General features: G+C 69.9%; 21 protein-coding genes. 20 read left to right on the top strand and 1 reads right to left on the bottom strand.

The genetic code is table 11. The features are described from left to right. Positions 1–99: 99 nt before the first annotated feature. From thrB to AC0693_RS26385, 20 genes are all read left to right on the top strand, one after another. Positions 100–1,026 (top strand): homoserine kinase, encoded by a 927-nt coding sequence (gene thrB / locus AC0693_RS26290; protein ID WP_356408249.1) that lies wholly within the window; start codon positions 100–102, stop codon positions 1,024–1,026. 415 nt (positions 1,027–1,441) lie between these two features. Then, positions 1,442–3,592 (top strand): transcription termination factor Rho, encoded by a 2,151-nt coding sequence (gene rho / locus AC0693_RS26295; protein WP_469317874.1) that lies wholly within the window; start codon positions 1,442–1,444, stop codon positions 3,590–3,592. A gap of 303 nt (positions 3,593–3,895) precedes the next feature. Further along, the gene (locus AC0693_RS26300; RefSeq protein WP_469317875.1) at positions 3,896–5,002 is read left to right on the top strand and encodes an LCP family protein; all 1,107 of its coding nucleotides are present in this window, start codon (positions 3,896–3,898) and stop codon (positions 5,000–5,002) included. Between the two features lie 147 nt (positions 5,003–5,149). Then, positions 5,150–5,368: a 50S ribosomal protein L31 gene (gene rpmE, locus AC0693_RS26305; RefSeq protein WP_356408241.1), complete on the top strand. Its 219-nt coding sequence runs from the start codon at positions 5,150–5,152 to the stop codon at positions 5,366–5,368. Positions 5,369–5,504: 136 nt separating this feature from the next. Further along, a complete protein-coding gene (gene prfA / locus AC0693_RS26310) occupies positions 5,505–6,584 on the top strand; it encodes a peptide chain release factor 1 (RefSeq protein WP_356408238.1) in 1,080 nt (359 codons plus the stop codon). Between the two features lie 102 nt (positions 6,585–6,686). Then, positions 6,687–7,526, top strand: coding sequence for a peptide chain release factor N(5)-glutamine methyltransferase (gene prmC, locus AC0693_RS26315; protein WP_356408360.1), 840 nt, complete (start codon positions 6,687–6,689; stop codon positions 7,524–7,526). A 61-nt stretch (positions 7,527–7,587) separates the two neighbouring features. Further along, the gene (locus AC0693_RS26320; protein WP_283448545.1) at positions 7,588–8,235 is read left to right on the top strand and encodes an L-threonylcarbamoyladenylate synthase; all 648 of its coding nucleotides are present in this window, start codon (positions 7,588–7,590) and stop codon (positions 8,233–8,235) included. Further along, complete coding sequence (locus tag AC0693_RS26325) at positions 8,232–8,870, top strand: arsenate reductase/protein-tyrosine-phosphatase family protein (protein WP_356408235.1); 639 nt, start codon at positions 8,232–8,234, stop codon at positions 8,868–8,870. The genes AC0693_RS26320 and AC0693_RS26325 overlap by 4 nt, the downstream gene beginning before the upstream one ends. A gap of 522 nt (positions 8,871–9,392) precedes the next feature. Further along, positions 9,393–10,625: a serine hydroxymethyltransferase gene (locus AC0693_RS26330; RefSeq protein WP_478803068.1), complete on the top strand. Its 1,233-nt coding sequence runs from the start codon at positions 9,393–9,395 to the stop codon at positions 10,623–10,625. Between the two features lie 104 nt (positions 10,626–10,729). Further along, positions 10,730–12,061: an MraY family glycosyltransferase gene (locus AC0693_RS26335; protein ID WP_356408357.1), complete on the top strand. Its 1,332-nt coding sequence runs from the start codon at positions 10,730–10,732 to the stop codon at positions 12,059–12,061. A 260-nt stretch (positions 12,062–12,321) separates the two neighbouring features. After that, entirely contained in the window at positions 12,322–12,768 is a 447-nt protein-coding gene (locus tag AC0693_RS26340; protein ID WP_478803069.1) for a hypothetical protein, read from the top strand. Between the two features lie 276 nt (positions 12,769–13,044). Then, complete coding sequence (gene atpB, locus AC0693_RS26345; RefSeq protein ID WP_478803184.1) at positions 13,045–13,815, top strand: F0F1 ATP synthase subunit A; 771 nt, start codon at positions 13,045–13,047, stop codon at positions 13,813–13,815. A gap of 79 nt (positions 13,816–13,894) precedes the next feature. After that, the gene (locus AC0693_RS26350; protein ID WP_351037658.1) at positions 13,895–14,140 is read left to right on the top strand and encodes an ATP synthase subunit c family protein; all 246 of its coding nucleotides are present in this window, start codon (positions 13,895–13,897) and stop codon (positions 14,138–14,140) included. Positions 14,141–14,178: 38 nt separating this feature from the next. Next, positions 14,179–14,736 carry a F0F1 ATP synthase subunit B gene (locus tag AC0693_RS26355; RefSeq protein WP_478803070.1) on the top strand — a complete coding sequence of 186 codons (558 nt, stop codon included), beginning with the start codon at positions 14,179–14,181 and terminating at the stop codon, positions 14,734–14,736. Further along, positions 14,733–15,548 (top strand): F0F1 ATP synthase subunit delta, encoded by an 816-nt coding sequence (locus AC0693_RS26360; protein ID WP_469317878.1) that lies wholly within the window; start codon positions 14,733–14,735, stop codon positions 15,546–15,548. The genes AC0693_RS26355 and AC0693_RS26360 overlap by 4 nt, the downstream gene beginning before the upstream one ends. Positions 15,549–15,678: 130 nt before the next feature. Continuing rightward, complete coding sequence (gene atpA / locus AC0693_RS26365; RefSeq protein ID WP_330332661.1) at positions 15,679–17,274, top strand: F0F1 ATP synthase subunit alpha; 1,596 nt, start codon at positions 15,679–15,681, stop codon at positions 17,272–17,274. Between the two features lie 20 nt (positions 17,275–17,294). Then, on the top strand, positions 17,295–18,212 hold the full coding sequence (locus AC0693_RS26370; RefSeq protein WP_356408220.1) for a F0F1 ATP synthase subunit gamma: 918 nt from the start codon (positions 17,295–17,297) through the stop codon (positions 18,210–18,212). Further along, positions 18,212–19,654 carry a F0F1 ATP synthase subunit beta gene (atpD, locus tag AC0693_RS26375; protein WP_356408217.1) on the top strand — a complete coding sequence of 481 codons (1,443 nt, stop codon included), beginning with the start codon at positions 18,212–18,214 and terminating at the stop codon, positions 19,652–19,654. Before AC0693_RS26370 ends, atpD begins: the two co-directional genes overlap by 1 nt. A 127-nt stretch (positions 19,655–19,781) precedes the next feature. After that, positions 19,782–20,156, top strand: a complete 375-nt coding sequence (locus tag AC0693_RS26380) for a F0F1 ATP synthase subunit epsilon (RefSeq protein ID WP_356408214.1) — start codon at positions 19,782–19,784, stop codon at positions 20,154–20,156. 129 nt (positions 20,157–20,285) lie between these two features. After that, positions 20,286–20,732 (top strand): DUF2550 domain-containing protein, encoded by a 447-nt coding sequence (locus AC0693_RS26385; protein ID WP_356408211.1) that lies wholly within the window; start codon positions 20,286–20,288, stop codon positions 20,730–20,732. Positions 20,733–20,841: 109 nt separating this feature from the next. Here AC0693_RS26385 and AC0693_RS26390 read toward each other — a convergent pair whose 3' ends face one another. Continuing rightward, entirely contained in the window at positions 20,842–22,719 is a 1,878-nt protein-coding gene (locus tag AC0693_RS26390) for a glycosyl hydrolase family 18 protein (RefSeq protein ID WP_478803071.1), read from the bottom strand. Between the last annotated feature and the right edge of the window lie 134 nt (positions 22,720–22,853).

The raw sequence follows: 22,853 nt of genomic DNA on the forward strand, positions 1-22,853 counted from the left end.
CTTCGGGTGTCGTACGTTCTCCAGTACATTCACAGCGAAGATTCACAGCTGAAGATCCACGGCAAAGATCTCGCACAGTCACAAGGAGTGTCATCGAGCGTGGCCGGTCCAGCATTCCGCGCCGCCGCCGTACGGGTGCGCGTTCCCGCCAGCAGCGCCAACCTCGGCCCGGGCTTCGACGCCTTCGGGCTGTCCCTGGGGCTCTATGACGACGTGGTCGTCCGCGTCGCCGACTCCGGCCTGAACGTCGACATCGCCGGCGAGGGCGCCGACAACCTGCCCCGCGACGAGAGCCACCTGCTCGTACGGTCCATGCGCACCGCCTTCGACCTGCTCGGCGGGCAGCCGCGCGGCCTGGAGGTCGTGTGCGCCAACCGCATCCCGCACGGCCGCGGCCTCGGCTCCTCCTCCGCCGCCATCTGCGCCGGGATCGTCGCCGCGCGCGCCGTGACCATAGGCGGCGAGGCGCGCCTCGACGACACCGCCCTGCTGGAACTGGCCACCGAGATCGAGGGCCACCCCGACAACGTCGCCGCCTGCCTGCTCGGCGGCTTCACCCTGGCCTGGATGGACGGCGGCAGCGCCAAGGCCATCCGTATGGAGCCCGCCGATTCCATCGTTCCGGTGGTCTTCGTCCCCTCCAAGCCGGTCCTGACCGAAACCGCCCGCGGCCTGCTGCCGCGCTCGGTCCCGCACGTGGACGCCGCCGCCAACGCCGGCCGCGCGGCCCTGCTCGTCGAAGCCCTGACCAGGCGTCCCGAGTTGCTGCTCCCCGCCACCGAGGACCGGCTCCACCAGGAGTACCGCTCCCCGGCGATGCCCGAGAGCGTGGCCCTCGTCAACAGACTGCGGGCGGACGGGATCCCCGCGGTCATCTCCGGCGCCGGACCCACGGTCCTCGCGCTGGCCGACAACGACGCGGCCGACAAGGTCGCGCAGCTCGCGGGCGAAGGGTGGGCGGCCAACCGGCTGGCGCTCGACGCCGGGGGCGCGAGCGTCCTTCCGCTGGGCAGCCAGGGCGGCTAGCACACGGCCGCCAGGGGGACGGGGCGGCCGGGCAGGCCGCCCCCGGACGGGCGCGAGGCCGGTTACTGAGAGGGGGAATGTCTGTTGGATCCGGTAGTGTTAGTCTCAAGTGCGCATCCGAAGCCGCCATGGCTCGGTGCTCAGTGTCCCCATCAGGGACCACCTTTCTTCCGGGAGCCTCCCCAACTGCTTTGATCACTGCCAAGCAGTTTCGAGCACGCTCCGGAATCGGCGTGATTTTCCCACGCTTCCAGCTCGGGGGCTCTCGCCGGAACCCATGCACGTTTCCCTCCGCCGCGGTATCTCTGCCGGCGGACCACCGCCCCGGCACGGTCCACACCTAGGACCGCGGTCGGACAGCACAACCGGTCGCCGAGCCAGACAGGCCGACGTCCGCTCCAGGGAAGGACCCTTCGTGAGCGACACCACCGATCTGATGGGCGCTGCCGACACCAGTGTCGACACCAGTGCCACCGCCGCGGGCGCCGCACCCAAGCGTCGCCGCTCCGGCACCGGCCTCGAGGGCATGGTTCTGGCCGAGCTGCAGCAGGTCGCGTCGGGCCTCGGCATCAGGGGCACCGCGCGGATGCGCAAGAGCCAGCTGATCGAGGTCATCAAGGAGACGCAGGCCGGTGGTGCCTCCACCGCCAAGGCCGCGGCTTCCGCCCCCGCCGACGCCGCCGAGGCCAAGCCGAAGCGCCGTGCCACCAGCAAGGCCCGCACCGGCGAGACCGCCGCCGCGGCGCCCGCCGAGAAGCCGGCCGTGCAGGCCCAGATCGACATTCCCGGCCAGCCGGCGGGGGGCCCCTCCCGCGCGAGCGAGGCCGACGACCAGCCGGTCGGCGAGCGCCGCCGCCGCCGTGCCACGGCCCCCTCCGGCAGCCCGGAGTCCTCGGCCCCCGCCGCCGTGCAGGTCGAGACCAAGCCGGAGACCGCGGCCGCCGCCGTCACCGCGCAGCCCGAGGCCAAGGCCGAGGCGGCCACCGCCGTCGCCGGCCAGGACGCCGCCGAGGGCCGTACCCGCCGGGACCGCCGCGACCGCGGCGACCGCGCCGAGCGGGGCGACCGTACGGAGCGCCAGGGCCGCCGCGACCGCGGCAAGGCCGACGACCAGGGCCAGGGGCAGCAGGGCCAGGGCCAGGGTCAGCAGCAGGGTGGCGGCCAGGGCCAGCAGCAGGGCGGCGCCGACCGCGCCGACCGCGCCGACCGCCAGGACCGTCAGGGCGGCCGCCAGGGCCGCGGCCAGGGCCAGGGCCAGCAGCAGGGCGGCCAGGGCCAGGGCCGTCAGGACCGCCAGCAGGACAACGGTCCGCAGGACGACTTCGACGAGGACGGCCGCCGCGGCCGCCGCGGCCGCTACCGCGACCGCCGTGGCCGTCGCGGGCGCGACGAGTTCACCCCGAACGAGCCGCAGGTCGCCGACGACGACGTGCTGATCCCCGTCGCGGGCATCCTCGACATCCTCGACAACTACGCGTTCATCAGGACCTCGGGCTACCTGCCCGGCCCGAACGACGTCTACGTCTCCCTCGCCCAGGTCCGCAAGAGCGGCCTGCGCAAGGGCGACCACGTCACCGGCGCCGTGCGCCAGCCCAAGGACGGCGAGCGCCGCGAGAAGTTCAACGCGCTCGTGCGCCTCGACTCGTGCAACGGCATGGCGCCCGAATCGGGCCGCGGCCGCCCCGAGTTCCAGAAGCTGACCCCGCTGTACCCCCAGGACCGGCTCCGTCTGGAGACCGACCCGGGCGTGCTGACGACCCGCATCATCGACCTCGTGTCGCCGATCGGCAAGGGCCAGCGAGGCCTGATCGTGGCCCCGCCGAAGACCGGCAAGACCATGATCATGCAGGCGATCGCCAACGCGATCACCACGAACAACCCCGAGTGCCACCTGATGGTCGTCCTGGTCGACGAGCGTCCGGAAGAGGTCACCGACATGCAGCGGTCGGTCAAGGGCGAGGTCATCTCCTCGACCTTCGACCGCCCGGCCGAGGACCACACCACCGTCGCCGAGCTGGCCATCGAGCGCGCCAAGCGCCTCGTCGAGCTGGGTCACGACGTGGTCGTCCTGCTGGACTCGATCACCCGTCTGGGACGCGCGTACAACCTCGCGGCCCCGGCCTCCGGCCGCATCCTGTCCGGTGGTGTCGACTCGACCGCGCTGTACCCGCCGAAGCGCTTCTTCGGTGCCGCGCGCAACATCGAGGACGGCGGCTCGCTGACCATCCTGGCCACCGCGCTGGTCGACACCGGCTCGCGCATGGACGAGGTGATCTTCGAGGAGTTCAAGGGCACCGGCAACATGGAGCTCAAGCTCGACCGCAAGCTCGCGGACAAGCGGATCTTCCCGGCCGTCGACGTCGACCCCTCGGGCACCCGCAAGGAGGAGATCCTCCTCAACAGCGAGGAACTCGCGATCGTCTGGAAGCTGCGCCGGGTGCTGCACGCGCTCGACTCGCAGCAGGCGATCGAGCTGCTGCTCGACAAGATGAAGCAGACCAAGTCGAACGCCGAGTTCCTGATGCAGATCGCGAAGACCACGCCGTCGGGCAAGAACGACGACTGATCTCCGCGCCGTCACGGGCCGTGACGAAGCCGCCCCCGCCGGTTCACCGGCGGGGGCGGTTCTCGTTCCCCGGTGTCCTTCACCACACCGCTCGCGCTGCGGACGCCCCGCGCGCGCCGGTGAAATCCCAGGTGGGACGGGCCCCCGGCGGCGCCGGACGAGGACACCGGGCGGCCTTTGATCACCGAACGGTCACATTCGGCATGGAACCCTGGGATCCGCTCCACCGTCTGAACCAGAGGACAACAGGCGTCGGGGGAGGCGTCCGGACCGGGTCGCCGGTACACCAGGACTGAGGAGAGCATGAGCCAGGACAGCAGGGGCCGCGGCCGCCGTGCCGCCGCCAAGCGCAGCCGCCGCAAGCCGACGACGAAGCGCCGCAAGGCCCTGACCCTCACCGCCTGGACCGCGGCGGGGGTGGTCCTGCTGGGTGGGGCCGGCTTCGGGTACTTCTACGTGAAGTACAACAGCAACCTGAAGAGCGTGGACATCGACGCGGCGCTCGGCAAGGACCGCCCGCAGAACGTGGACAACGGCTCGATGGACATCCTCGTCCTCGGCTCCGACTCGCGCGGCGGCGACAACGCCCAGTACGGCGCGGACGACGGCGGTTCCGCGCGCTCCGACACCGCGATGGTCGTCCACCTCTACGAAGGCCACAAGCAGGCCAGTATCGTCTCGATCCCGCGCGACACGATGATCAACCGGCCGGCCTGCACCACGAGCGGCGGCAAGACCGCCAAGGCCGCCTTCGAGCAGTTCAACGAGGCCTACACGGTCGGCGGGGCCACCTGCGCGGTCAAGACCGTCGAGAAGATCTCGGGGATCCGCATGGACCACTACATCGAGGTCGACTTCACCGGCTTCAAGAGGATCGTCGACAGCCTGGGCGGCGTCCCGCTGACCACCACCAAGCCGATCAAGGACGACAAGGGCAGCCACCTCGACCTCCCGGCCGGCACGCACAAGCTCAACGGCGAGCAGTCCCTCGGTCTGGTCCGCACCCGCAAGAGCGTCGGCGTCGGCAGCGACCTCGGCCGAATACAGCTCCAGCAGGCCTTCATCAAGGCGCTGATCAAGCAGGTCAAGAGCATCGGGGTGTTCGACAACCCCAAGCGGCTGCTGTCCGTCGCGGACACCGCCACCAAGGCGATCACCACCGACAAGGGCCTCGGCGACGTGAAGTCCCTCATGGGCTTCGCGGCCGGGCTCCAGGGCCTCGGCGCCGAGAACATGCACATGGTCACGCTGCCGGTGATGGACTACCCCAAGGACAAGGACCGCGTCGTCCCGCTGGAGGCGGAGTCCAAGATGGTCTGGGACGCCCTGCGCGGCGACCAGCCGATACCCGCCGAAGCCACCCAGAACTCGGCCAATGACCGCAGCGGCGCGGGCTCGATCGTCCAGTAGGAATACCCGGCGCCCCCCGTCCGTTATGGCTCACGTCCTGAATTTTGACAGGCGGCCCGGTCCTGGCAGACTGGTCCGTCGGCCCCGGTTCACGCAGCGCGCAATTCGGCCCCTGCGACCCGGCGCCCTCCCGATCTAGGAGACACCTTGAAGAGCGACATCCACCCCCAGTACGTCGAGACCCAGGTCAGCTGCACCTGTGGCGCGTCGTTCACCACCCGTAGCACCCTGGCCGAAGGCTCCATCCGCGCCGAGGTCTGCTCCGAGTGCCACCCGTTCTACACGGGCAAGCAGAAGATCCTCGACACCGGTGGCCGCGTGGCCCGCTTCGAGGCCCGCTTCGGCAAGGCTGCCGGCTCGAAGTAGCGAGCCCACGGCGCCGGTCCACGGCCACCCCCGGTCCACTCGGGGGCGGCCGGACCGGCGCCTTTGTCGTCCTGGCCCGTCCGCGGTGCCCAGCCCTTCCGCAGCCCGTTCGTACTTTTCACCCCAGGAGCCCCCGATGTTCGAGGCGGTCGAGGACCTGATCGGCGAGCACGCCGATCTTGAGAAGAAGCTCGCCGACCCGTCGGTCCACTCCGATCAGGCCAACGCGCGCAAGCTCAACAAGCGCTACGCGGAGCTGACCCCGATCGTCGCGACCTACCGGGCGTGGAAGCAGACGGCGGAGGACATCGAGACGGCCAAGGAGTACGCGGCCGACGATCCCGACTTCGCGGCCGAGGTCAAGGAACTGAGCGCCGAGCGCGTCGAGCTGACCGAAAAGCTCCGCCTCCTGCTCGTCCCGCGCGACCCCAGCGACGACAAGGACGTGCTCCTGGAGGTCAAGGCGGGAGCGGGCGGCGACGAGTCGGCCCTCTTCGCCGGCGACCTGCTGCGCATGTACCTGCGCTACGCCGAGCGCGTCGGCTGGAAGACCGAGATCATCGACGCCACCGAGTCCGAGCTGGGCGGCTACAAGGACGTCCAGGTCTCCGTGCGCACCAAGGGCGGCAACGGCGCGACCGAGCCCGGCCAGGGCGTCTGGGCCCGCCTGAAGTACGAGGGCGGCGTGCACCGCGTCCAGCGCGTGCCGGCCACCGAGTCGCAGGGCCGCATCCACACCTCCGCCGCCGGCGTGCTCGTCACCCCGGAGGCCGAGGAGGTCGAGGTCGAGATCAACATGAACGACCTCCGGATCGACGTGTACCGCTCCTCCGGCCCCGGCGGCCAGTCCGTCAACACCACCGACTCCGCCGTGCGCATCACGCACGTGCCGACCGGTGTCGTGGCGTCCTGCCAGAACGAGAAGAGCCAGCTCCAGAACAAGGAGCAGGCCATGCGCATCCTGCGCTCGCGCCTCCTGGCCGCCGCCCAGGAAGCCGCCGAGCAGGAAGCCTCCGACGTGCGCCGCAGCCAGGTGCGCACCGTGGACCGCTCCGAGAAGATCCGCACCTACAACTTCCCGGAAAACCGCATTTCGGACCACCGGACCGGGTTCAAGGCGTACAACTTGGACCAGGTGCTCGACGGCGACCTCGACTCCGTGATCCAGGCCTGCGTCGACACCGACTCCGCCGCCAAGCTCGCCGCCGCGCAGTAGCGGCGGCGCGGTACCCCTTCCGTCCGTCCCGCCCGTACGACAGCAGTCCGGAGGACCAGCGTGCAGCCACAATCTGGGGGGCGACCCCCGGGCCCCCGCAGTCTGCTGCTTGCCGAGGTGGCCCAGGCCACGCAGCGGCTGGCCGCCGCAGGCGTACCCTCGCCGCGCTTCGACGCGGAGGAGCTCGCGGCCTACGTCCACGGCGTCAAGCGGGGGGAACTGCACACGGTCAAGGACGTCGACTTCGACGCCCGCTACTGGGAGACCGTCGCCCGCCGCGAGGCGCGCGAGCCGCTCCAGCACATCACCGGGCGCGCCTTCTTCCGCTACCTGGAGCTCCAGGTCGGCCCGGGCGTCTTCGTCCCGCGCCCGGAGACCGAATCCGTCGTGGACTGGGCCATACAGGCCGTCCGCGCGATGGACGTCGTCGAACCGCTGATCGTGGACCTCTGCACCGGCTCGGGCGCCATCGCCCTCGCCATGGCGCAGGAGGTGCCGCGCTCGCGCGTGCACGCCGTGGAGCTGTCCGAGGACGCCCTGCGGTGGACCCGCAAGAACGCCGAGGGCTCCCGGGTCACCGTCCACCAGGGCAACGCGCTCAGCGCGCTCCCGGAGCTGGACGGCCAGGTCGACCTGGTGATCTCCAACCCGCCGTACATCCCGCTCACCGAGTGGGAGTACGTCGCCCCCGAGGCCCGCGACCACGACCCGGAGATGGCGCTGTTCTCCGGCGAGGACGGCCTCGACACCATCCGCGGCATCGAACGCACCGCCCACCGGCTGCTGCGGCCCGGCGGGATCGTCGTGGTCGAGCACGCCGACACCCAGGGCGGCCAGGTCCCGTGGATCTTCGCCGAGGAGCGGGGCTGGGCCGACGCCGCCGACCACCCCGACCTGAACAACCGGCCGCGCTTCGCCACCGCCCGCAAGGCCATGCCGTGACGAGCGCGTCCCGCCCTGTGCACACCCCCACCACGATCACCCCGCACGAGGAGACCCGCTGATGGCCCGGCGATACGACTGCAACGATGCGACGGACCGTAAGACGGGCCTGCGTGAAGCCGCATCCGCCGTGCGCCGCGGCGAGCTCGTCGTGCTGCCCACGGACACGCTCTACGGGATCGGTGCGGACGCCTTCAGCGCGGAGGCCGTCGGGGACCTGCTGGCCGCCAAGGGCCGGGGCCGCAACATGCCCACGCCGGTGCTGATCGGCTCGCCGAACACCCTGCACGGCCTGGTCACGGACTTCACCGAGCAGGCGTGGGAGCTGGTCGACGCCTTCTGGCCCGGTGCGCTGACCCTCGTCGCCAAGCACCAGCCGTCGCTGGCCTGGGACCTCGGCGAGACGCGTGGCACGGTGGCCGTGCGGATGCCGCTGCACCCCGTCGCGATCGAGCTGCTGACCGAGGTCGGGCCGATGGCCGTGTCCTCGGCCAACCTCACCGGCCACCCGGCGCCGGAGGACTGCGACGCCGCCCGCGAGATGCTCGGCGACTCCGTCTCCGTGTACCTGGACGGCGGGCCCACCCCTGGCATCCAGCCGTCGTCGATCGTCGACGTCACCGGCAAGGTTCCCGTCCTCCTGCGCGAGGGGGCACTCACCGCGGACCAGCTGCGCGAGGTCGTACCCGACCTCGAGGTGGCTCCGTGAGCCCTGAGGGGCGTGGCATAGCAAGGGCCGGAGGGGACGCCTTCCGCATACTCCACGTCAGCACCGGCAACGTCTGCCGCTCGCCGATCACCGAGCGGCTGACGCGGCATGCCCTGAGCCACCGCCTCGGCGGGGCGCCGGCGGGCGGGCTGATCGTCGAGAGCGCCGGTACGTGGGGGCACGAGGGCGCGCCGATGGAGGCGAACGCCGCGGCGGTCCTCGCGGACTTCGGGGCCGACGCGAGCGGGTTCATCGGGCGGGAGCTGCTCGACGAGCACGTCATACGCGCCGATCTGGTGCTGACCGCCACGCGCGACCACCGGGCGCAGGTCATCTCGATGGGGCACTCGGCCGGGCTGCGCACCTTCACGCTCAAGGAGTTCACCCGGCTGGTCCGGGCGATAGACCCGGCGACGCTGCCGCCGCTGGACGACGGGATGGCGGAGCGGGCCCGTGCGCTGGTGCGGGCGGCCGCCGCGCTGCGGGGGTGGCTGCTGGCGCCGTCTCCCGACGCGGACGAGGTGTACGACCCGTACGGTGCGCCGATCACGTTCTTCCGCTCGATCGGCGACGAGATCCAGCAGGCGCTGGACCCGGTCGTCACCGCGCTGACGGGCGTGAACGACCGCCGCTGACGGCGCCGCCGCCCCCTTACGCGGCCCCCGTCCCCCGCGGTGCTCCGCCCCGCGTCTCCCCTCCCCGAACCCCTCTTCGCTTGGCGTGCCCCCGTGCCCGCGGGCGCCCTCAATCGCCGGGCGGGCTGGTGCTGCCTCCGGCGGGCCCTCAAACGCCGGGCGGGCTTGGTTTTGCGCTCGCCATCGCTGCGCAGGCTTGAAGCCGTGAGCTCGCCGAGGTGGGTGGCCGGGTGCGGCCGGTGCTGCCTCCGGCGGGCCCTCAAACGCCGGGCGGGCTGGAAGTCCCCCGAGGGACGGATCGTGCCGGGCAACTTCAGCCTCGCCGGCGTTTGAGGCGCCGCCGGAGGCAAGGGCGGGGGCGACTCGTACGCCGCGCTCGCGGGCACGGTGGGCGCGTCCGGCCTCGCCGCAGGGCAGGGGCCGGTGGCCGGAAGGGGGCCCCGGGGCGGTAGGAAAGGCGGGGTGGCGGGGGCGGGCCTACAGTGGCGGTACCCGGTCCATCCACCGCGTCGGAGCCGCGCCATGAGCGTCATCACCCAGCCGACGGACACCCTGCGCCGCCAGGATCCGCAGATGGCCGACGTCCTCGCCGGAGAGGCGCACCGCCAGGCCCGGAGCCTCCAGCTCATCGCGGCCGAGAACTTCACCTCCACCGCCGTCCTCGCCGCCCTCGGCTCCGCCCTGGCGAACAAGTACGCCGAGGGCTACCCCGGCGCCCGCCACCACGGCGGCTGCGAGTACGCCGACCAGGCCGAACGGGTGGCGACCGAGCGGGCCCGCGCCCTGTTCGGGGCCGAGCACGCGAACGTCCAGCCGCACTCCGGCTCCGCCGCCGTCCTCGCCGCCTACGCCGCGCTGCTGCGCCCCGGCGACACCGTGCTGGCCATGGGGCTCCCGTACGGCGGTCACCTCACCCACGGTTCGCCCGCGAACTTCTCGGGCCGCTGGTTCGACTTCGTCGGGTACGGCGTCGACGCCGAGACCGGCCTGATCGACTACCTCCAGGTGCAGGAGCTGGCGCACGCCCACCGCCCCAAGGCGATCGTGTGTGGCTCGATCTCGTACCCCCGCCACCCCGAGTACTCCGCCTTCCGGGAGATCGCCGACGAGGTCGGTGCCTTCCTCATCGCGGACGCCGCACACCCCATCGGCCTGGTCGCGGGCGGCGCCGCCCCGAGCCCGGTCCCGTACGCCGACATCGTCTGCGCCACCACCCACAAGGTGCTGCGCGGCCCCCGCGGCGGGATGATCCTGTGCGGCGCCGAGTTCGCGGAGCGGATCGACCGCGCGGTCTTCCCCTTCACCCAGGGCGGCGCCCAGATGCACACCATCGCCGCCAAGGCGGTGGCTTTCGGGGAGGCCGCGACCCCGGCCTTCACCACCTACGCCCACCGGGTCGTCGCCAACGCGCGGACCCTGGCCGAGGCCCTGCGCGTGCGCGGCCTCGCGATCACCACCGGCGGCACCGACACCCACATGATCACCGCGGACCCGGACCCCCTCGGCGTCGACGGCCCCACCGCCCGCGGCCGCCTCGCCGCCGCAGGCATGGTGCTCGACACCTGCGCCCTGCCGTACGGGGACCAGCGCGGCCTGCGCTTGGGCACCGCGGCGGTGACCACCCAGGGCATGGGGGAGGCGGAGATGGTCCGTCTCGCCGATCTGTTCGCGGCGGCCCTGACCGGCGCGGACCCCGGCCGCCTGCGGGCGGAGGTCGCCGAACTGGCCCTCGACTTTCCCCCGTACGGGGCGTAACCGGGGCAAGCGGCGGGTAGGGGAACCGGTTCACAGTGCCCTCGCGTCCTCTTCCAGGGGGACATCGCGGCTAATGTGTGGGGCTGAGATGGCCGGCAATACATCTGGGGCAGCCCGTGCGTGAATATCTGCTGACGCTCTGCGTCACGGTGGCGGTGACGTACCTGCTCACCGGGCCGGTACGGAAGTTCGCGATCGCGGCCGGAGCGATGCCGCAGATCCGCGCGCGCGACGTGCACCGCGAGCCCACTCCGCGGCTCGGCGGCATCGCGATGTTCGGCGGACTGTGCGCGGGCCTGCTCGTCGCCGACCACCTGCCGAACCTCAACGGCGTCTTCGAGCGCTCCAACGAACCCCGGGCGCTGCTCTCCGGAGCGGCGCTGATCTGGCTGATCGGCGTCCTCGACGACAAGTTCGAGATCGACGCCCTGATCAAGCTCGGCGCGCAGATGATCTCCGCGGGCGTGATGGTCATGCAGGGCCTGACGATCCTGTGGATCCCGGTCCCCGGCGTCGGCACGGTGTCGCTGACCCAGTGGCAGGGCAACCTGCTGACCGTGGCGCTCGTCGTCATCACCATCAACGCGGTGAACTTCGTGGACGGCCTCGACGGCCTCGCCGCCGGCCTGGTGTGCATCGCCGCCGCGGCGTTCTTCCTCTACGCCTACCGGATCTGGTTCGGGTACGCGATCGAGGCGGCCGCCCCCGCCACCCTGTTCGCCGCGATCCTGATGGGGATGTGCCTCGGCTTCCTGCCGCACAACATGCACCCGGCGCGGATCTTCATGGGCGACTCCGGGTCGATGCTGATCGGCCTCGTGCTGGCCGCGTCCGCCATCTCCATCACCGGTCAGGTGGACCCGGACGCGATGAAGCTGTTCGCCGGCGGTGAGCGCAACGCGGTGCACGCGATGCTCCCGGTCTTCATCCCGCTGCTGCTGCCGCTGACGATCATCGCGATCCCGGTGGCGGACCTGGTGCTCGCCATCGTGCGGCGCACCTGGAACGGCCAGTCCCCCTTCGCGGCCGACCGCGGGCACCTGCACCACCGGCTGCTGGAAGTCGGCCACTCGCACAGCCGGGCCGTTCTGATCATGTACTTCTGGTCGGCGCTGATCGCCTTCGGCGCGGTGGCGTACTCGGTGAACTCCGCTTCGATGTGGATCGTGCTGATGATCGTCGCGCTGAGCGCGGTGGGGCTCGTCCTGCTCCTGCTGCCGCGGTTCACGCCGCGCGCCCCGCGGTGGGCGGAGGGCCTGGTGCCGCCCCGCTACCGGCATTCCGAGCGCGCGGCCGAGGCCGCGGCGGAGGCGGCGGCCCTGGACACCTCCGGCGAAGAGCCGGAGCCGGCCCGGGAAGCGGCGGCGAAGACGGTCGTCGGGGTCTCGGGCGTCAACGGCGCGACCGCCGTAGGCCCTCGTTCGCGGTTCCGGTAACCGGACCGAACGTCCTATACCAGACAGAACCGTTGGCGCGCGTGCACACACGGGCGGGTTAGCTCTCATGTGTGACAGTGAGCACACCACACAGGTAAAGCTCTCATCAAATAGTTTGTGATACCGTTCACTAAACCCGGCGACAGAGCCGAAGGACCGTAGTGCGACGGTCCATTGGCCCGAGGCTCTCTCTCGGACCGGGCTTACGCTCGTCCCGTACGAGTCCCGAAAACCCCCACCACCACGCGGAGCCATGCGCCATGCGGTCTGATGACGCCCGATCCCTTCTGCATACCGCCGTACCCACTGCTGCCGTCGGCGCGATCGCCGCTGTCATCAGCGGTGTCGTCGCGGGCGGCAAGGGTGCGCTCGGTGCTGTCGTCGCCACGCTGGTGGTGATCGTCTTCATGGGCATCGGCGTGCTCGTGCTGCAACGCACGGCGCGATCGTTTCCCTATCTGTTCCAGGCAATGGGTCTGATGCTCTTCACGACCCAGATCCTGTTGCTCTTCGTCTTCGTCGCCGTGTTCAAGGACACGACGCTGTTCCATCCCAAGGCATTCGCGGCAACCATCGTCGCGGCGACCCTCGCTTGGATCGGTGCGCAGGCCCGCGCACACATGAAGGCCAAGATCCTCTACGTCGAGCCCGAAGCCCCCAAGGGTGACAAGGGTGAGAAGCCCGAAAACACGGGGTCCTCGTCGTGAACGGTAGGGGCGGAATAAGTGCTCGTTCGAGATCCTGCTATCGTCCGGTGCCAACTGCGGCATCGCGGGCGCAGACATCTGAGCTGACGCCTGCTCAATCGCGAGGCTCAATGCCTGCAAGCTGCCGCCCCCACATCCGTATGACCAGTCCCGTGCCGAACCGCGGCTGTGCGCCGCGCCGACACAACGAGGTTGCCGTACCTATGCGCCACGCTGAAGGAGCCCGCGGTGAGTGCTGAACAGAACCAGCTCGCCTTTGACTGGAGCTGCCGCATCCTGTCTGACAACGGCTGTGGCTTTCCCGCTCCGGGCCTGAACTCCTTCCTCTTCAAGCCGCTCTTCACGGTCGGCGGGTATGAGTTCAACAAGGTGATGCTGCTTTCGCTGATCACCTCCCTGGTCGTCGTCGCCTTCTTCTGGGCGGCGTTCGGCAAGGCGAAGGTCGTGCCCGGGAAGCTTCAGATGATCGGTGAGGCGGGTTACGACTTCGTTCGCCGCGGCATCGTCTACGAGACGCTCGGCAAGCGTGAGGGCGAGAAGTACGTCCCCCTCATGGTCTCGCTGTTCTTCTTCATCTGGATCATGAACATCTGGTCCGTGATTCCGCTCGCACAGTTCCCGGTGTCGTCGGTCATCGCCTTCCCGATGGTCCTCGCGGCCATCGTGTACGTCGTCTGGGTCTCGCTGACCTTCAAGAAGCACGGCTTCGTCGGCTTCTGGAAGAACGTCACCGGCTACGACAAGTCGCTCGGCGCGGTCCTGCCCCTCGTGATGGTCATCGAGTTCTTCTCGAACCTCCTGGTGCGGCCGTTCACCCACGCCGTCCGACTGTTCGCGAACATGTTCGCGGGCCACCTGATGCTGGTCATGTTCACGGTCGCCTCCTGGTACCTGATGGGCAGCTTCATGATTCCGGCTGCCGGAGTCTCCTTCGTCATGACCATCGTCATGATCCTCTTTGAGCTTTTCGTGCAGGCCGTCCAGGCGTACGTCTTCGTACTGCTGGCCTGCTCGTACATTCAGGGTGCTCTCGCCGAGCACCACTGAGGCAATCCCGCCCCCGCATCACCCAAAGTCGCCCGATGGCCAACCCCCATCGGTCCGTGAAAGAGAAGGAAGAACCGGCATGTCCGCTCTCCAGAACCTTGCTGCTGAAGCTGGTGTCCACGGCTCCGTCGGCTCCATCGGCTACGGCCTGGCGGCCATCGGCCCCGGCGTCGGCGTCGGCATCATCTTCGGTAACGGCACGCAGGCTCTCGCCCGTCAGCCCGAGGCTGCCGGCCTGATCCGCGCCAACCAGATCCTCGGCTTCGCCTTCTGTGAGGCGCTCGCCCTCATCGGCATCGTTATGCCGTTCGTGTTCGGTAAGTAATCACTTCTTACTGACCACTGTCGACGAAAGGCACTGATGTGATCGCCAACCTGGTTCAGCTGGCGGCCGAGGAAGAGCAGAACCCGCTCGTTCCCGCGGGCCCCGAGCTGCTGATCGGCGCCCTCGCCTTCGCCATCGTCTTCTTCTTCTTCTTGAAGAAGCTCCTCCCGAGCATCAACAAGGTTCTGGAAGAGCGCCGCGAGGCGATCGAGGGCGGTATCGAGAAGGCTGAGGCTGCTCAGACCGAGGCCCAGAGCGTGCTGGAGCAGTACAAGGCCCAGCTCGCCGAAGCCCGGCACGAGGCCGCGCGTCTGCGCCAGGACGCGCTGGAGCAGGGCACTGCGCTCAAGGAAGAGCTCCGTGCCGAGGGCCAGCGGCAGCGTGAGGAGATCATCGCTGCCGGTCACGCCCAGATCGAGGCCGACCGCAAGGCCGCGTCTCACGCGCTGCGCCAGGACGTGGGCAAGCTCGCCACCGACCTGGCCGGCAAGCTCGTCGGCGAGTCCCTTGAGGACCACGCCCGGCAGAGCCGCACCATCGACCGTTTCCTCGGCGAGCTCGAGGAGAAGGCTGCTTCGACTGGGGCCGCCCGATGAACGGAGCGAGCCGCGAGGCACTGGCCGCCGCACGCGAGCGTCTCGACGCGCTGACGGACAACACGTCCGTCGACGCGGCGAAGCTCGCCGGTGAGCTGGCTGCCGTCACCGCGCTGCTCGACCGTGAGGTCTCGCTGCGTCGGGTCGTCACGGACCCGGCGCAGTCCGGCGAGGCCAAGGCCGAGCTGGCCGGCCGTCTGCTGAACGGCCAGGTCGGTGGGGAAGCCCTCGACCTGGTGTCCGGCATGGTCCGGTCGCGCTGGTCGCGGTCGCGCGACCTGGTGGACGCACTGGAAGAGCTGGCGGACACCGCCGACCTCACCGGTGCGCAGCAGGCCGGCGCGCTCGACGATGTCGAGGACGAGCTGTTCCGCTTCGGCCGGATCGTCGGTTCGAGCACCGAACTGCGCGCCGCGCTGACCGACCGCGCGGCCTCCGGGTCCGCCAAGGGCGCGCTGCTCAGCAGCCTGCTCGGCGGCAAGGCCCACCCGGTCAGCGAGCGTCTCGTCGCGCGCCTCGTCACGCACCCGCGTGGCCGCAGCCTGGAAGCGGGACTGGAGTCCCTCTCCAAGCTCGCGGCGGAGCGCCGCAACCGCATGGTCGCCACGGTGACCACCGCGGTTCCGCTCAGCGACGCGCAGAAGCAGCGTCTCGGCGCTGTCCTGGCCACGCTGTACGGCCGCCAGATGCACCTGAACCTCGACGTGGACCCCACGGTCCTCGGCGGGATCGTGGTGCGGGTCGGCGACGAGGTCATCGACGGCACCATCGCGGAACGCCTCAGCGAGGCGTCCCGCCGCATGGCCGGCTGACCGGCCACTTACACACACGACGCATTTCCAGCGGCCCGGTTGGGCCGTGCAGAACTTGCAGAAGATTCCTGGGGGTCGCCCCCAGACCCCTAAGAAGCTTCAGGCCCAACAAGGAGAGCAGGGAACCCAGATGGCGGAGCTCACGATCCGGCCGGAGGAGATCCGGGACGCACTGGAGAACTTCGTCCAGTCGTACCAGCCGGACGCGGCCTCGCGCGAGGAGGTCGGAACGGTCAGCGTTGCCGGCGACGGCATCGCGAAGGTGGAGGGCCTGCCCTCCGCCATGGCGAACGAACTGCTGAAGTTCGAGGACGGAACCCTCGGTCTCGCCCTCAACCTCGACGAGCGCGAGATCGGTGCGGTCGTCCTCGGTGAGTTCAGCGGTATCGAGGAGGGCCAGTCGGTGCAGCGCACCGGCGAGGTGCTCTCCGTCGGCGTCGGCGAGGGTTACCTCGGCCGCGTTGTCGACCCGCTCGGCAACCCGATCGACGGTCTCGGCGAGATCGCCACCGAGGGCCGCCGCGCCCTCGAGCTGCAGGCCCCCGGCGTCATGGTCCGCAAGTCGGTCCACGAGCCGATGCAGACCGGCTACAAGGCCATCGACGCGATGGTGCCGATCGGCCGCGGCCAGCGTCAGCTGGTCATCGGCGACCGTCAGACGGGTAAGACCGCTCTGGCCGTCGACACGATCATCAACCAGCGCGACAACTGGCGCTCGGGCGACGTGAACAAGCAGGTCCGCTGCATCTACGTCGCCATCGGCCAGAAGGGCTCGACCATCGCGTCCGTTCGCGGCGCCCTGGAAGAGGCCGGCGCGCTCGAGTACACGACGATCGTCGCCGCCCCGGCGTCCGACCCGGCCGGCTTCAAGTACCTGGCGCCGTACACCGGTTCCGCCATCGGCCAGCACTGGATGTACGCCGGCAAGCACGTCCTGATCATCTTCGACGACCTGTCGAAGCAGGCCGACGCCTACCGCGCCGTGTCGCTGCTGCTGCGCCGCCCGCCGGGCCGCGAGGCCTACCCGGGTGACGTCTTCTACTTGCACTCGCGTCTGCTGGAGCGCTGCGCGAAGCTCTCCGACGACATGGGCGCCGGTTCGATGACCGGCCTGCCGATCGTCGAGACCAAGGCGAACGACGTGTCGGCGTTCATCCCGACCAACGTCATCTCCATCACCGACGGCCAGTGCTTCCTGGAGTCCGACCTGTTCAACGCGGGCCAGCGCCCGGCGCTGAACGTCGGTATCTCGGTCTCCCGCGTCGGTGGCTCGGCCCAGCACAAGGCCATGCGCCAGGTGTCCGGCCGACTGCGCCTGGACCTGGCCCAGTACCGCGAGCTGGAGGCGTTCGCCGCCTTCGGTTCCGACCTGGACGCCGCGTCGAAGGCCTCGCTGGAGCGCGGCAAGCGTCTGGTCGAGCTGCTGAAGCAGGGCCAGTACCAGCCGATGCCCGTCGAGGAGCAGGTCGTCTCCGTCTGGGCCGGCACCACCGGCAAGATGGACGACGTCCCGGTCAACGACATCCGTCGCTTCGAGTCGGAGCTGCTGGAGCACCTGCGCCGCGAGCGCAAGGACCTCCTCACCTCCATCGCCGAGGGCGCCAAGATGTCGGACGACACCATCACCTCGATTGGTGACGCCATCGCCAACTTCAAGCGGCAGTTCGAGACCTCGGACGGCAAGCTGCTGGGCGAGGACGCACCGGCCGTCAACGTCTCCAAGTGACGACGGAAGGGACCTGACTCATGGGAGCGCAGCTCCGGGTCTACAAGCGTCGCATCCGTGCCGTCACGGCGACCAAGAAGATCACCAAGGCGATGGAGATGATCGCCGCCTCGCGCATCGTCAAGGCGCAGCGCAAGGTGGCGGCGTCGATGCCGTACGCGACCGAGCTCACCCGTGCGGTGACCGCGGTGGCGACCGGCTCGAACACCAAGCACGCCCTGACGACCGAGGTCGAGGCGCCGACCCGCGCCGCGATCGTGCTCATCACGAGCGACCGCGGTCTGGCCGGCGGCTACTCCTCCAACGCGCTCAAGCAGGCGGAGCGGCTCACCGAGCGGCTCCGCGGCGAGGGCAAGGAGGTCGACACGTACATCGTCGGCCGTAAGGGTGTCGCCTACTTCGGCTTCCGCGAGCGCAAGGTCGCGGAGTCGTGGACCGGCTTCACCGACAGCCCGGCCTACGCCGACGCCAAGCGCGTCGCGGCGCCGCTGATCGAGGCCATCCAGACGGACACGGCCGAGGGCGGCGTCGACGAGCTGCACATCGTCTACACGGAATTCGTGTCGATGATGACGCAGAACGCGGTGGACGGCCGGATGCTGCCGCTCAGCCTCGACAAGGCTCCGGACGAGGACGGTGCGAAGGGCGAGATCCTTCCGCTGTTCGACTTCGAGCCGTCGGCGGAGGACGTCCTCGACGCCCTGCTGCCGCGCTACGTCGAGAGCCGCATCTACAACGCACTGCTGCAGTCGGCCGCTTCCGAGCACGCCGCCCGCCGCCGCGCGATGAAGTCGGCGACCGACAACGCCGGAGACCTCATCAAGAGCCTCTCCCGGCTTGCCAACGCGGCCCGCCAGGCCGAAATCACCCAGGAAATCAGCGAGATCGTCGGTGGCGCGAGCGCCATGGCTGACGCGACCGCGGGGAGTGACAAGTAATGACGACCACTGTTGAGACGGCCGCCGCCACGGGCCGCGTCGCCCGGGTCATCGGCCCGGTCGTCGACGTGGAGTTCCCCGTCGACGCCATGCCCGAGATCTACAACGCCCTCAAGGTCCAGGTCGCCGACCCGGCCGAGGACGGCAAGCTCAAGACGCTGACCCTGGAAGTCGCCCAGCACCTGGGCGACGGCGTGGTCCGCACCATCTCCATGCAGCCCACCGACGGCCTGGTCCGCCGGGCGCCGGTGACCGACACGGGCGAGGGCATCACCGTCCCCGTCGGTGACTTCACCAAGGGCAAGGTGTTCAACACCCTCGGTGAGGTGCTGAACTACCCGGAGGAGAACGCCAACGTCACCGAGCGCTGGCCGATCCACCGCAAGGCGCCCCGCTTCGACGAGCTCGAGTCGAAGACGGAGATGTTCGAGACCGGCGTCAAGGTCATCGACCTCCTCACCCCGTACGTCAAGGGTGGAAAGATCGGTCTGTTCGGTGGTGCCGGTGTCGGCAAGACCGTTCTGATCCAGGAAATGATCTACCGCGTCGCCAACAACCACGACGGTGTGTCGGTCTTCGCGGGCGTCGGTGAGCGTACCCGTGAGGGCAACGACCTCATCGAGGAAATGGCCGACTCCGGCGTCATCGACAAGACGGCGCTCGTCTTCGGCCAGATGGACGAGCCCCCGGGCACCCGTCTGCGCGTCGCCCTGGCCGGTCTGACCATGGCGGAGTACTTCCGCGATGTGCAGAAGCAGGACGTGCTCTTCTTCATCGACAACATCTTCCGTTACACCCAGGCCGGTTCGGAGGTGTCGACCCTTCTCGGTCGCATGCCGTCCGCCGTGGGTTACCAGCCGAACCTGGCTGACGAGATGGGTCTGCTGCAGGAGCGCATCACCTCGACCCGCGGTCACTCGATCACCTCGATGCAGGCGATCTACGTCCCCGCGGACGACCTGACCGACCCGGCTCCGGCCACCACCTTCGCCCACCTCGACGCGACGACGGTGCTTTCCCGTCCGATCTCCGAGAAGGGCATCTACCCGGCCGTGGACCCGCTGGACTCGACGTCCCGCATCCTCGACCCGCGGTACATCGCGGCGGACCACTACGCCACGGCGATGCGCGTCAAGGGGATCCTGCAGAAGTACAAGGACCTCCAGGACATCATCGCGATCCTCGGTATCGACGAGCTGGGCGAGGAGGACAAGCTCGTTGTCCACCGTGCCCGTCGCGTCGAGCGCTTCCTGTCGCAGAACACCCACGTCGCCAAGCAGTTCACCGGCGTGGACGGTTCGGACGTTCCGCTCGACGAGTCGATCGTCGCCTTCAACGCGATCTGCGACGGCGACTACGACCACTTCCCCGAGCAGGCGTTCTTCCTGTGCGGTGGCATCGAGGACCTGAAGGCCAACGCCAAGGAGCTGGGCGTCTCCTGAGGCCGGGCTCCTCGGAGCACAGCTGATCGACGGAGAGGGGCGGGTGTGTCCCGTCCCTCTCCTCACGCCCATTAGAATTTGACCCAACACCCGGCTTTCCCGCCGGGTGGTGACCCGAGGAGCCACCTTGGCTGCTGAGCTGCACGTCGAGCTGGTCGCGGCGGACCGTAGTGTCTGGTCCGGCGAGGCCACCCTGGTCGTTGCCCGCACCACGTCCGGCGACATCGGCGTCATGCCCGGTCACCAGCCGCTTCTCGGTGTGCTGGAATCGGGCCCGGTGACCATCCGCACCAGCGACGGCAACACCGTCGTCGCCGCTGTGCACGGCGGTTTCATCTCGTTCGCGGACAACAAGCTGTCCCTGCTGGCCGAGATCGCCGAGCTGGCCGACGAGATCGACGTCGAGCGTGCGGAGCGGGCACTGGAGCGCGCGAAGTCGGAGGCCGACAACGCCTCCGAGCGTCGCGCCGATGTCCGGCTGCGCGCGGTGACGGGGCACTGACCCCGGTATCGCAAGAGTGTGTGCCCTCAGCCGCGGCCCGTTCCGGAATTTCCGGGACCGGGTCGCGGCTGAGGCGATGCGGGTCCGTTTTTGGTTTTCCGAATTCGATGAGCGAGGAGGTCGGTGAAGATGCTCCTCGCTCTGCTTGTGAGCGGCCTGGTCGTAGCCCTGGTGGTGATCGGGCTCTTTGTCTTCGGGCTCCGCCGGCGGCTCATCCAGCGGTCCGGCGGTACGTTCGACTGCAGCGTGCGCTGGGGCGTGTCCGACGCCCCCGACGTCTCCGGCAAAGGCTGGGTGTACGGGGTCGCGCGCTACGGCGGTGACCGGATCGAGTGGTTCCGCGTGTTCTCGTACTCCCCCCGGCCGCGCCGGGTGCTGGAGCGTTCCGCGATCGAGGTGCTGTCCCGCCGCGCCCCGGAGGGCGAGGAGGAGCTGGCCCTGCTCTCCGACGCGATCGTGCTCGGCACCCGCCACCGCGGGGACCGGCTGGAGCTGGCGATGAGCGAGGACGCCCTCACCGGTTTCCTGGCCTGGCTGGAGGCGGCGCCTCCCGGCCAGCGGGTGAACGTCGCGTAGGGGAGCCCCTGCGCAAGGCGAAGCCGGGTGACGGGGGGCGGACCCCGGCACCCGGCTTCGCCGGTTCTGGTGCGGGCCCGCTGCTGCGGGCCCGGTCACTTGCGGGCCGTTACCTCAGGCCGCTGTCGATCGCGGTGAGCAGTTCACCGTTGCTGGTGTCGCCGCTGAACTCCCAGAAGAAGGCGCCGCGCAGGCCCTGGTTCTTCACGTAGCCCATCTTCCCGGCGATGGTGGCCGGGGTGTCGTAGCTCCACCAGTTGCTGCCGCACTTGGCGTAGGCGGTGCCGGCGACGGTGCCGGTGGTGGGGCAGCTGTTCTTGAGGATCTTGTAGTCCTCGATGCCCTGCTCGTAGGCGCCGGGCGCCGGACCGGTGGCGGCGCCGCCGGGGGCGTCCTGGGTGACGCCGGTCCAGCCGCGGCCGTAGAAGCCGATGCCGAGGTTGAGCTTGTTGGCCGCGATGCCCTTGGACTTGTACTTCTGGATCGCGGCGTCGCTGTTGAAGCCGGCGATCGGGATGCCGTTGTACGAGGTCAGCGGGGAGTGCGGGGCGGTCGGGCCCTTGGCGTCCCAGCCGCCGAAGAAGTCGTAGGTCATGACGTTGTACCAGTCGACGTACGGGGCGGCCGCGCCGTAGTCGGCGAGGTCGACCTTGCCGCCGGCCGAGCCGTCGGCGCTGACGGCGGCGGTGACCAGGTTGTTCGCGCCGAACTTGGCGCGCAGCGCGGACAGCAGGTTCTTCAGCGAGGCGGCCCCGCTGGTGTCGCAGGACAGGCCGCAGGCGTTCGGGTACTCCCAGTCGATGTCGATGCCGTCGAAGACGTCGGCCCAGCGCGGGTCCTCGACCAGGCTGTAGCAGGAGTCGGCGAAGGCGGTCGGGTTGGCGGCGGCCTGGCCGAAGCCGCCGGACCAGGTCCAGCCGCCGAAGGACCAGAGGACCTTGATGTTCGGGTACTTCTTCTTCAGCTCGCGCAGCTGGTTGAAGTTGCCCGCGACGGGCTGGTCCCAGGTGTCGGCGACGCCGGAGACGCTGCTCGCGGCGTCGTAGGTCTTCTGGTAGTCGGCGTAGGCGTCACCGATCTGGCACTTGCCGCCGGTGACGTTGCCGAAGGCGTAGTTGATGTGGGTCAGCTTGCTCGCCGAACCCGAGGTGACGATGTTCTTCACGTGGTAGTTGCGCTGGTAGACGCCCCAGTTCGTGAAGTAGCCGAGCTGCACCTTGGAGCCCGGGCCGGGACCGGGGCCGGGCCCCGGGTCGCCGCCGGTGGTGGTGACCGTGACCGTGCCCGAGGAGGGGCCGCTCTGGTCGGCCGTGTCGCGGGCCGTGACGCTGTACCCGTACGTGGTGCCCTTGGTCAGGCCCGTGTCGGTGTAGCTGGTGCCGGTCACGGTCGCGATCTTGGCGGAGCCGCGGTAGACGTCGTAGTTCTTGACGCCCTTGTCGTCGGTGGCCGGGGTCCAGCTCAGGCTGACCGAGGTGTCGCCCACCGCGCCGGCCGTGGGGGTGCCGGGAGCGGTGGGGGGAGCGTCGGCCGGGGGCGTGGTGCCGCCGTCACAGGAGCCACCGTTGATCTTGCAGCCGCTGGGTGCGCCGGCGCCCGAGCCGTTGAAGCCGAAGCTGACGCTGGCGCCCGGGGCGAGGGTGCCGTTCCAGCCGACGTTCTTGCCGGTCCAGTGGGTGCCCGAGCTGGTGACGGTGGCGTCCCAGGCCGAGGTGACCGTGGTGCCGGCGGGGTAGTCCCACTCGACGGTCCAGCTGCTGAGGGTGGTGGTGCCGGTGTTCTTCACCGTCCACTTGCCCTCGAAGCCGCCGCCCCAGTCGGAGACCTTGGTGTAGGACGCCGTCGCGGAGGTCGCCGCCTGGGCCGTGCCCGCGAGTCCGACCAGCCCGGCGAGGGGCAGGGCGAAGGCGGCCACGGTCGCGGCGAACCTGCGCAGCAGCCGGTGGCGGGGTGGGGGTGCCGGTCGTGACGCATGTGCTGTGCTCAAGGGTGCTCCTCCGAAGGTCCGCCGGAGTCGCTGGCGTCGACTCCCGGCATGGGGGTGGGACCTGCGCCGCCCGTGAGCACGCGTTGTCATGCACGCTCACCACAGTTGCGGTGAGATTAGAAAGGTCTGGACCA

The sequence above is a fragment of the Streptomyces sp. NPDC043876 genome (assembly GCF_056435825.1).

What these genes read in the sequence shown, in the direction of transcription:
- AC0693_RS26300 (WP_469317875.1), top strand. Translation starts at nt 3,896, where the DNA reads ATGAGCCAGGACAGCAGGGGCCGCGGCCGCCGTGCCGCCGCCAAGCGC.
- prfA (WP_356408238.1), top strand. Translation starts at nt 5,505, where the DNA reads ATGTTCGAGGCGGTCGAGGACCTGATCGGCGAGCACGCCGATCTTGAG.
- AC0693_RS26320 (WP_283448545.1), top strand. Translation starts at nt 7,588, where the DNA reads ATGGCCCGGCGATACGACTGCAACGATGCGACGGACCGTAAGACGGGC.
- AC0693_RS26330 (WP_478803068.1), top strand. Translation starts at nt 9,393, where the DNA reads ATGAGCGTCATCACCCAGCCGACGGACACCCTGCGCCGCCAGGATCCG.
- AC0693_RS26340 (WP_478803069.1), top strand. Translation starts at nt 12,322, where the DNA reads ATGCGGTCTGATGACGCCCGATCCCTTCTGCATACCGCCGTACCCACT.
- AC0693_RS26350 (WP_351037658.1), top strand. Translation starts at nt 13,895, where the DNA reads ATGTCCGCTCTCCAGAACCTTGCTGCTGAAGCTGGTGTCCACGGCTCC.
- AC0693_RS26360 (WP_469317878.1), top strand. Translation starts at nt 14,733, where the DNA reads ATGAACGGAGCGAGCCGCGAGGCACTGGCCGCCGCACGCGAGCGTCTC.
- atpA (WP_330332661.1), top strand. Translation starts at nt 15,679, where the DNA reads ATGGCGGAGCTCACGATCCGGCCGGAGGAGATCCGGGACGCACTGGAG.
- AC0693_RS26370 (WP_356408220.1), top strand. Translation starts at nt 17,295, where the DNA reads ATGGGAGCGCAGCTCCGGGTCTACAAGCGTCGCATCCGTGCCGTCACG.
- atpD (WP_356408217.1), top strand. Translation starts at nt 18,212, where the DNA reads ATGACGACCACTGTTGAGACGGCCGCCGCCACGGGCCGCGTCGCCCGG.
- AC0693_RS26385 (WP_356408211.1), top strand. Translation starts at nt 20,286, where the DNA reads ATGCTCCTCGCTCTGCTTGTGAGCGGCCTGGTCGTAGCCCTGGTGGTG.